Annotated in this window: 8 protein-coding genes and 1 pseudogene; 3 read left to right on the forward strand and 6 right to left on the reverse strand. The window is 48.7% G+C overall.

What is annotated here, in order from left to right:
* Positions 1-211: pseudogene (locus IQ219_RS15210) on the forward strand (FAD-binding oxidoreductase); the annotation flags it as partial.
* On the opposite strand, the gene IQ219_RS15215 reads toward IQ219_RS15210, so the two are convergent.
* From IQ219_RS15215 to IQ219_RS15225, 3 genes are all read right to left on the reverse strand, one after another.
* Positions 185-1324, reverse strand: a complete 1140-nt coding sequence (locus IQ219_RS15215) for an esterase-like activity of phytase family protein (RefSeq protein WP_368667615.1) — start codon at positions 1322-1324, stop codon at positions 185-187. The pseudogene IQ219_RS15210 and the gene IQ219_RS15215 overlap by 27 nt on opposite strands.
* A 243-nt stretch (positions 1325-1567) precedes the next feature.
* Complete coding sequence (locus IQ219_RS15220; protein WP_194073169.1) at positions 1568-2842, reverse strand: glycosyltransferase family 4 protein; 1275 nt, start codon at positions 2840-2842, stop codon at positions 1568-1570.
* Positions 2843-2905: 63 nt separating this feature from the next.
* Positions 2906-3448, reverse strand: a complete 543-nt coding sequence (locus IQ219_RS15225) for a WcaF family extracellular polysaccharide biosynthesis acetyltransferase (RefSeq protein ID WP_194073170.1) — start codon at positions 3446-3448, stop codon at positions 2906-2908.
* A gap of 226 nt (positions 3449-3674) precedes the next feature.
* Between IQ219_RS15225 and IQ219_RS15230 the strand changes: the two genes are divergently transcribed.
* On the forward strand, positions 3675-4322 hold the full coding sequence (locus IQ219_RS15230; protein ID WP_194073171.1) for a Uma2 family endonuclease: 648 nt from the start codon (positions 3675-3677) through the stop codon (positions 4320-4322).
* An 81-nt stretch (positions 4323-4403) separates the two neighbouring features.
* Here IQ219_RS15230 and IQ219_RS15235 read toward each other — a convergent pair whose 3' ends face one another.
* From IQ219_RS15235 to IQ219_RS15245, 3 genes are all read right to left on the reverse strand, one after another.
* Entirely contained in the window at positions 4404-4949 is a 546-nt protein-coding gene (locus IQ219_RS15235) for a Uma2 family endonuclease (RefSeq protein ID WP_194073172.1), read from the reverse strand.
* Positions 4950-4994: 45 nt separating this feature from the next.
* On the reverse strand, positions 4995-5714 hold the full coding sequence (locus IQ219_RS15240) for a Uma2 family endonuclease (RefSeq protein ID WP_194073173.1): 720 nt from the start codon (positions 5712-5714) through the stop codon (positions 4995-4997).
* Positions 5715-5844: 130 nt separating this feature from the next.
* On the reverse strand, positions 5845-6396 hold the full coding sequence (locus IQ219_RS15245) for a Uma2 family endonuclease (protein ID WP_194073174.1): 552 nt from the start codon (positions 6394-6396) through the stop codon (positions 5845-5847).
* A gap of 56 nt (positions 6397-6452) precedes the next feature.
* Here IQ219_RS15245 and IQ219_RS20175 point away from each other — a divergent pair, with 56 nt between their 5' ends.
* Positions 6453-6620, forward strand: coding sequence for a hypothetical protein (locus tag IQ219_RS20175; protein ID WP_228017170.1), 168 nt, complete (start codon positions 6453-6455; stop codon positions 6618-6620).
* Positions 6621-6692 lie beyond the last annotated feature (72 nt).

The following is a 6692-nucleotide window of genomic DNA, read 5'->3' on the forward strand; positions in this document are numbered from 1 at the left end:
CCATTGCCTAGTGGCCTTTAGTGCCCAAACCCTGCCCTTGGTGGGGGAAATGCCCAATTTACCAGGGTTGGTACTATTCACGGGCTTTACCCATCCCTTGGTCTATGTCCCCCCCCTCGCGCAAAAACTAGCCCACCACCTCACTGGGGGTAGGGAGCCGGTCATTGACCATTTAGCTCCTTTGTTAAACCCCCTGCAAACGGAAAAGTAGGATTTGCGTGGTTTGATCTTCACTAAAGTTATCGTCGCTGATGGCAATCAAACTGCTGCCACCGTCCGGTAACCGGGGCCCCAGGGTGAGCCCTTCCAGATTGTCCAACTCGATGCCTAAATCCTCCAGATCGAGCAATAGTTGTTTGCGCATGGGGTTAATGGTGTTGGTGCCGGGGCGGAAGCTGGCGATGCGGCTGGTGTCGGTGGCATTGGCGTTGACTGTTTGGAAAATTTTGCCCTGGAACCCGTTCAGTCCAAAGGTTCGTTCTAGGGTGAGGAAATAACCCTCCCTGGGTAGGGCTACCATGGCGCTCAGGCCGTGGAGTAGGGTACCCACCGGGGCCGGCTCCAGGGGGTAAAGGTTTTCGCTGACCAAAACGGGGGGGCCCACGGAATTAATCACGTAATGCAACCAGCGCAGGGGAATCTGCGGGGGGGGATTGTCCGGGTCAAAATCCTGGGCTAAAACGCTTTCAGCGGCGGTGAAAAGACGAAAAGGATCGTCTGCTAGGGTGCTGGTGGCCGCAATGGTCAGGGCTTCAAAACCAAAGTTATCCCGGATGCCCTGGGGGGGATCGGCTTGGGGCAAAAATCGACTGGGCAGGGGTAGTCGCTCCAATTCCTGGGCTGTTGCCTGGTCAAATTCCGCAATTAAGGGGGGACTTTGGTTAGATAAAACCCCTTCACTGCTGACGAATAAGGTGTGGCGGGGGGACAGGGCAATGCCCTCTGGGTCTAACAATTGCCGGCCGTAGGTTTCGCCCTCGCTGCTCCTGAGCTTAGTCATGGCCACCACTTCTGCTTTGGTAATGCCTATGCCCTTTTCCCCATCGGCCACGGTCAGGCGCATGGTGTAAAACCGGGGCGATCGCCGGTCATCGGTGATGGCGTAGTAAAGATCCTGTTGGCGATCGTAGCTGAGGTCAGAGATGCCCCCAACGGGCAAATCTTGTACTGCCTGCTTTGGTAGGGTGTAGCTATCTAAAAATTCTAAGGACAGGGGTAAAAATAAGCGGGACTCCGCTTGCACCGCATTGGGGGAAACGCCACAGGCCACCAGGGTAAAGCAAAGGATAGGCAGTGTGAGCTTCAAGAAAATTTTGGTCAGCACCTTGATAAACCCTAAATTCCTGCCACCACTGTAGCGAACAACCGGATTTGTTTTGTGCCCTGGGGGTCAAAAGCAAGCAAACCGGAGGGCAATCTGGTTGCTTGGCAATCACTAACAACTTGTACCCATGGGTTGAAATTATGAAATTAATCGTTTACAAATACATTTTGGTGAAAACAACCAAAATAAGGTAGAAAAAATCCGGTAAAAAGGTTCCCGAAGGGGGGGCATGCAGCTATTTGATCAAAGGGGTTGTGAGTCAGGGTAGCAATGGGATTTCTTTGTTCTAGACTGGGCAGGTTGTTGGTCACTAACTTTGGCAATGACGGATCGGTACTGATTAACAATTGTATCGAGGGTAAAATTTTCTTCAAAATACCGGCGACCTCGGTGTCCCATGGCCGTTGCTTGCTGGGGATCATTCTTCAGCTCAAGGATGAATTGGGCCAACCCTTCCCCGTCCCCGTTATCAATGGCGGCGCCACATTGGGCCTCGGCAATGATTCCCCGCAAATAGGAATGGGATGCACAAATGGCGGCGATCGCCGTGCCGGCGGCCAAACAACCATAGAATTTACTTGGCACCACCAGGCCTTCCACCTGGGGCAAAATGGAAACCAAGCTCAGGTCACAGGCGGTGAGGGAAAAGGGCAAAACCTGTTTGGGTTGAAAGGGTAAAAATAAACAATTGGTTAACTGGTGGCGTTGTACGAAGTCTCGACAGATGGGGGCCTTGGCCCCGGCACCAATGAAGACAAACCGGACTGCTTTTTGGTTCAAGAGGCGGGCTGCTGCCATCACAGTTTCCAGGTCATGGCACCGTCCCATGTTGCCGGAATACAGGACGGTAAATGTCTGGTCTAAGCCATGGCGTTGGGCAAACCAGTTGTCAGTTTTGGCCCTTGGTTGGATTAACACTCCATCTGCCCAGTTATGAACCACCTCAATTTTCCCTGCCAGGGCTGGTTCCTTGTCGGCAACCACTTTGGCCATACTCTCGCTGAGCACAATAATGGCTTCCGCCTTTTGCCAGGTTAAGTGATTTAACCAACGCCATAATTTGACAATGGCATCCTTTTCCTTGGCTACTCCCAACTTCACCGCCACATCGGGGTAAAGGTCATAAATCAAGCAGATGTAAGGTTTTTTGTACAATAAGTGCAAAATGTAGGCCACCACCATTAGGTAGGGGGGCTCCGTAGTAACAAGGATCAAATCCCCTAGTCTTCTTTTTAATCTCAGTTTGACGATGGCGCGTAAACAATACAAAATTCCGGCGATCGCCCGTCCCCGTAATCTTTGCGGCCAAAGGCGAGAAGTCCTAGTTCTACGGATCAGCACCCCTTGGCAGACTTCCTGGGCTGGGGCCAGGTCTTGGTCAAAGGCGTAACCCGGTTGCCCAGCAAAAATTTGTACATCAAGCTCTTTTTTGGACAGTTCGATGGACAGCTCTTCCAACAGTTGCCCCGTGGCAGCATAGTCAGGGGGATAGAATTGGTTCAGAATTGTTAGCTTCATCAATAATTAGACCTTATCCCCAAGGATAGTAACAATTAAAGTTAGTTATTCCCTACGGTAGTTTCACGTAAGTTTCCGTTTTTTGACTGGCTGACAGGGATTACCGGAGTAAATGGTCATAGCCGCCAAAGATTGGACAGCCACAGATCCCAAAGTTAAAACCGCTCCTTCGTTTACTCGTACTCCAGCGCCAATGGTAGCATTAGCACCGATCCAACAGCCTGTGGCGATGTGGATTGGTCTGGTGATCAGGTCAAAGCTGGGTTTACCCCAGTCGTGGTTGCCAGTGCAGAGGTAAACTCCCTGGGAGATACACACATGGGACTCAATGCTAACCGCGGCCAGATTATCAATCCAACATTTTTCCCCCAACCAAACGTAATTACCGACGGTTAAACGCCAGGGAAATTTGATCTTGACGTGGGGTTTAATGTTGACTCCTGTACCGATTTTGGCCCCGAATAACCGCAGAATGGCCACCTTCAGGAGGGGAATGGGTAGTAGGGGGGTTTGCACTAAAAAATCCCCGAGGAAATACCACAGCAACTGTTTAACTAGGGAGGCGCCGGGATGGTATTCGCCCTGCTTGTATTGATTAAGTTCCATGGTGATAATTAGTGCCAAAACTGACCCGCTCAACGGCGATCGCCGAAAACAACGGCAGTTATTTGGAATTTAGGAAAAGGCTACGGCCGCTCAGTGGGTCATTGGGAAGAAAGGGGGAATGCACTGTGTTTTGTCAAGGCCAGCGCAAGCCATTTTAGGGGAGGGAACGTAGACGAACATTACAATGGGAAAACCAAGGGAAAACTAAATTGGGTGGAAAAGGCTGATGACTGCTTTAATCAATCGAGGTTTAACTTATTGTCAGCAGTTGATTAACCAGATCCGACCTGCCATGGGGGATTTGGAGCAGATTGTGATTATGGCGGATGTTAGTTGGCAAGACTACAACGCCCTACTAAGTCTATGGGGTGATAATGCTCCAGTTCTCTTCAAATACTTAGGAGCAACACTACAGATTATGTCCCCCAGTTATCGCCATGAATTTTATAAAGAAAATCTGGGCATTCTGTTGGAAGCTTACTTACAAGAAAAAGGTATTCGCTTTTATTCCCTTGGCTCTACTACTTTCAAGTCTGAATCGATGCAACGGGGGATCGAGCCGGATAAGTCCTATTGTTTAAATCAACGAAAAAACATTCCAGACTTGGCGATTGAAGTTATACTCACCAGCGGCGGCATTGATTCCCTAAAAATTTATCAAGTTTTGCCAGTTCCAGAGGTTTGGTTTTGGCAAGATAACCAACTTCATGTCTATTGCCTGACCAATCAACAGTATGAAAAAGTTGCCCAAAGTGATTTATTGCTGGATTTGGATCTGGCTTTACTGGCTAATTATGTGGCTTGGGAAGAACCGTTTGATGCTGTGTTGGCTTTCCGGGAGCAGATTCGTGGCGATCGCCGCCAGACAAAATAAAACCTCGGTAGGGCGGTGACGGCAAAAATGGCAAGTGTGGTCAAAGACCGGGGCAGTGGGGCCAAGAAACCTGCCGAGGGGCTACCAGTGCAACATCTCTTGTACTGATATTTTTATGTCAGGAAAGGCCTGGCTACAGATGATGCCGTTGGAGTGGCTTTGTTGCCAGCGATAATTTCCGTTGTCCGGTGCCCAAAAAACAAATAGTTGGCGGTTATTTAGGTCTGCTACCCAATATTCGGGGATGCCTTCCTGGGCGTAGATCTGTTTTTTGTCGTTGAGGTCATAGGCCTGGGTGCTGTGGGCAATTTCCATTAACCAGAAAATATCGTCAGCCTGGGGATGTTTTTCTTTGTAGCGCTCTTGGGGCGGTAGGACAATGGCAATGTCGGGTTCCGGTTCAGATTGGCTCAGGGTGATGGGGTGAGCTTCTCTGACTAAAGCTAGTCCGTGCAGATTTTGGCGCAGATAGTCGGCAACGGTGTTGGTAGTGTAGCTATGGAGCGGTCCTTCAGGGGCCATGGTCACTAGGTTGCCGTCTAAAAGTTCTACTTTCTTGCCCTCTAATAAACCCTGTTCAATGAGCTGGTGATAGTCCGGGACTGTCCATTTCAGTAGGGTAACCATGGTTATGACCTCGCTTTGAACCAATCAGCAGTAATTTTCAGTCCTTCACAAATCATGGGGGTTAATCCCCAACTCTCTTAACTTGTTGGCCAGAAGCTCTGCCCGTTGCCGTTCTTGTTCAGCCCGTTGCCGTTCCTGTTGGGCCAATTCCTGGCCTGTAGGCAGAATTTCTCCTTCTAGGGTGGCCCAGCGTAACCAGTCCGTTTCTACATTGCGATACTTCCCCCGCCAGCGAAGCAATGCCAGTCCCAGGGATTTACTGATTAACCAGCCTTGTTCATTGAAAGATTTCGGTTCATATTGACCATGGTTAAGACTAAAACCGGCAAAATCATCAGGATTCCAAGGATCGTACCAGTAATACTCAGTCACCCGCATTTTATCTTGATAAACTATTTTTTTATCCGTTTTATCGTATTGGGCTGTACTGTCGGAAAGTAGTTCGATGACCACATCGGGCGCTTTTTCTTCTTGCCACACCACCCAAGATTTACGTTCTTTTGTGGGTACTCCAGTAACAGCAAAGAAGTCTGGCCCTTTGAAGTCTTGGGATTTAATCTGGGCTTGGCTGTAATAGATAAACATGTTCCCCCCAACATAACCATCCTGACGTTGTTCCAGCCAACTATCCAACCCTTCAATCAGTAAATCCATTTGCATTTTATGGCGTTGGGTTTCCATAGTTTGGTTGTCATCGGCGGGTAATTGATCCTGCCCAGGCAGGACGAGGTCAGTTTCTGGGGGAGAGGCAATGAGGGTGACCATGGCAGAAGAAGGGGACTAAGTGGATTGGATGGAGTTACCCTCCGTATTCTTGCAAAAAACTGAGGAAATCAGCTAGGGCTGTTCTAGTTTCTGAACTAGGGATAAGTTGATGCCGTGTTTGCAGATCGTCTCAGGGATGAATTAACTGTTGCACGGGCACAGAAACATCGGGGAAAGCAAGGGGAGAAATAGTGCCAGATATTAATGTTTGCTTTGATTGATATTGCCCATCCCATAAGTCTCGAAAAACGGTGAGTTGGGCGTTTTTTATATCGACAACCCAGTATTCCATGATGCCAGCTTCAGCATAAATATCTTTTTTCTCCCCTAGGTCTTTGCTTAGGGTAACTTGGGAAAATTCAATGATCAGGAAAATGTTGGCGGGATAGGGGTGATGCCGCAAATACTCTTGCCCCAGGGGATGGACAATGGCTATGTCAGGTTGTGGCTCGGAGTCATTGGGTAGGGTAATGGGTTTGGCGTCTCTGATTTTGGCCCTACTTTGCAACAAGTTTCTGAAATAGTCTGCTACTTCGGTATTGTAATAGGCATGAGGTTCCCTTTCTGGAGCCATGACAACAATATCTCCCCGCAGTAGCTCAACTGATTCATTGCTAAAAATACCGCTATCAATGGCTTGGTGATATTTTTTATTGGTCCATTTGTAGGTTGCCAAAACCATGGTTAAGGTCTTTCTTTCTTGATGAGATACCTTATTTTATCCCTTCAGCCATAAGTATGATGGGATTTTTGCGATCTGCCCTGCAAAAACCTGAACTTTCCCCCATAGCGGCGATCGCCCTATGCTACAATCTGCTCGAACGAGATGTTAGGAATATTAGTTCTTTGCTGAGCGTGTTCAACGGTTATGGCACAAACATTTCCGTGTATGTCAATGTCGATTAAAGTGTCATCGTCCAAATCTTTGGTTTCGACAATGTTGGCGGGTTGAAATTCAATATACAGCGCTGTCTCTTA

This window comes from Synechocystis sp. LEGE 06083, from assembly GCF_015207725.1.
Classification (GTDB): Bacteria; Cyanobacteriota; Cyanobacteriia; order Cyanobacteriales; family Microcystaceae; genus Synechocystis; species Synechocystis salina.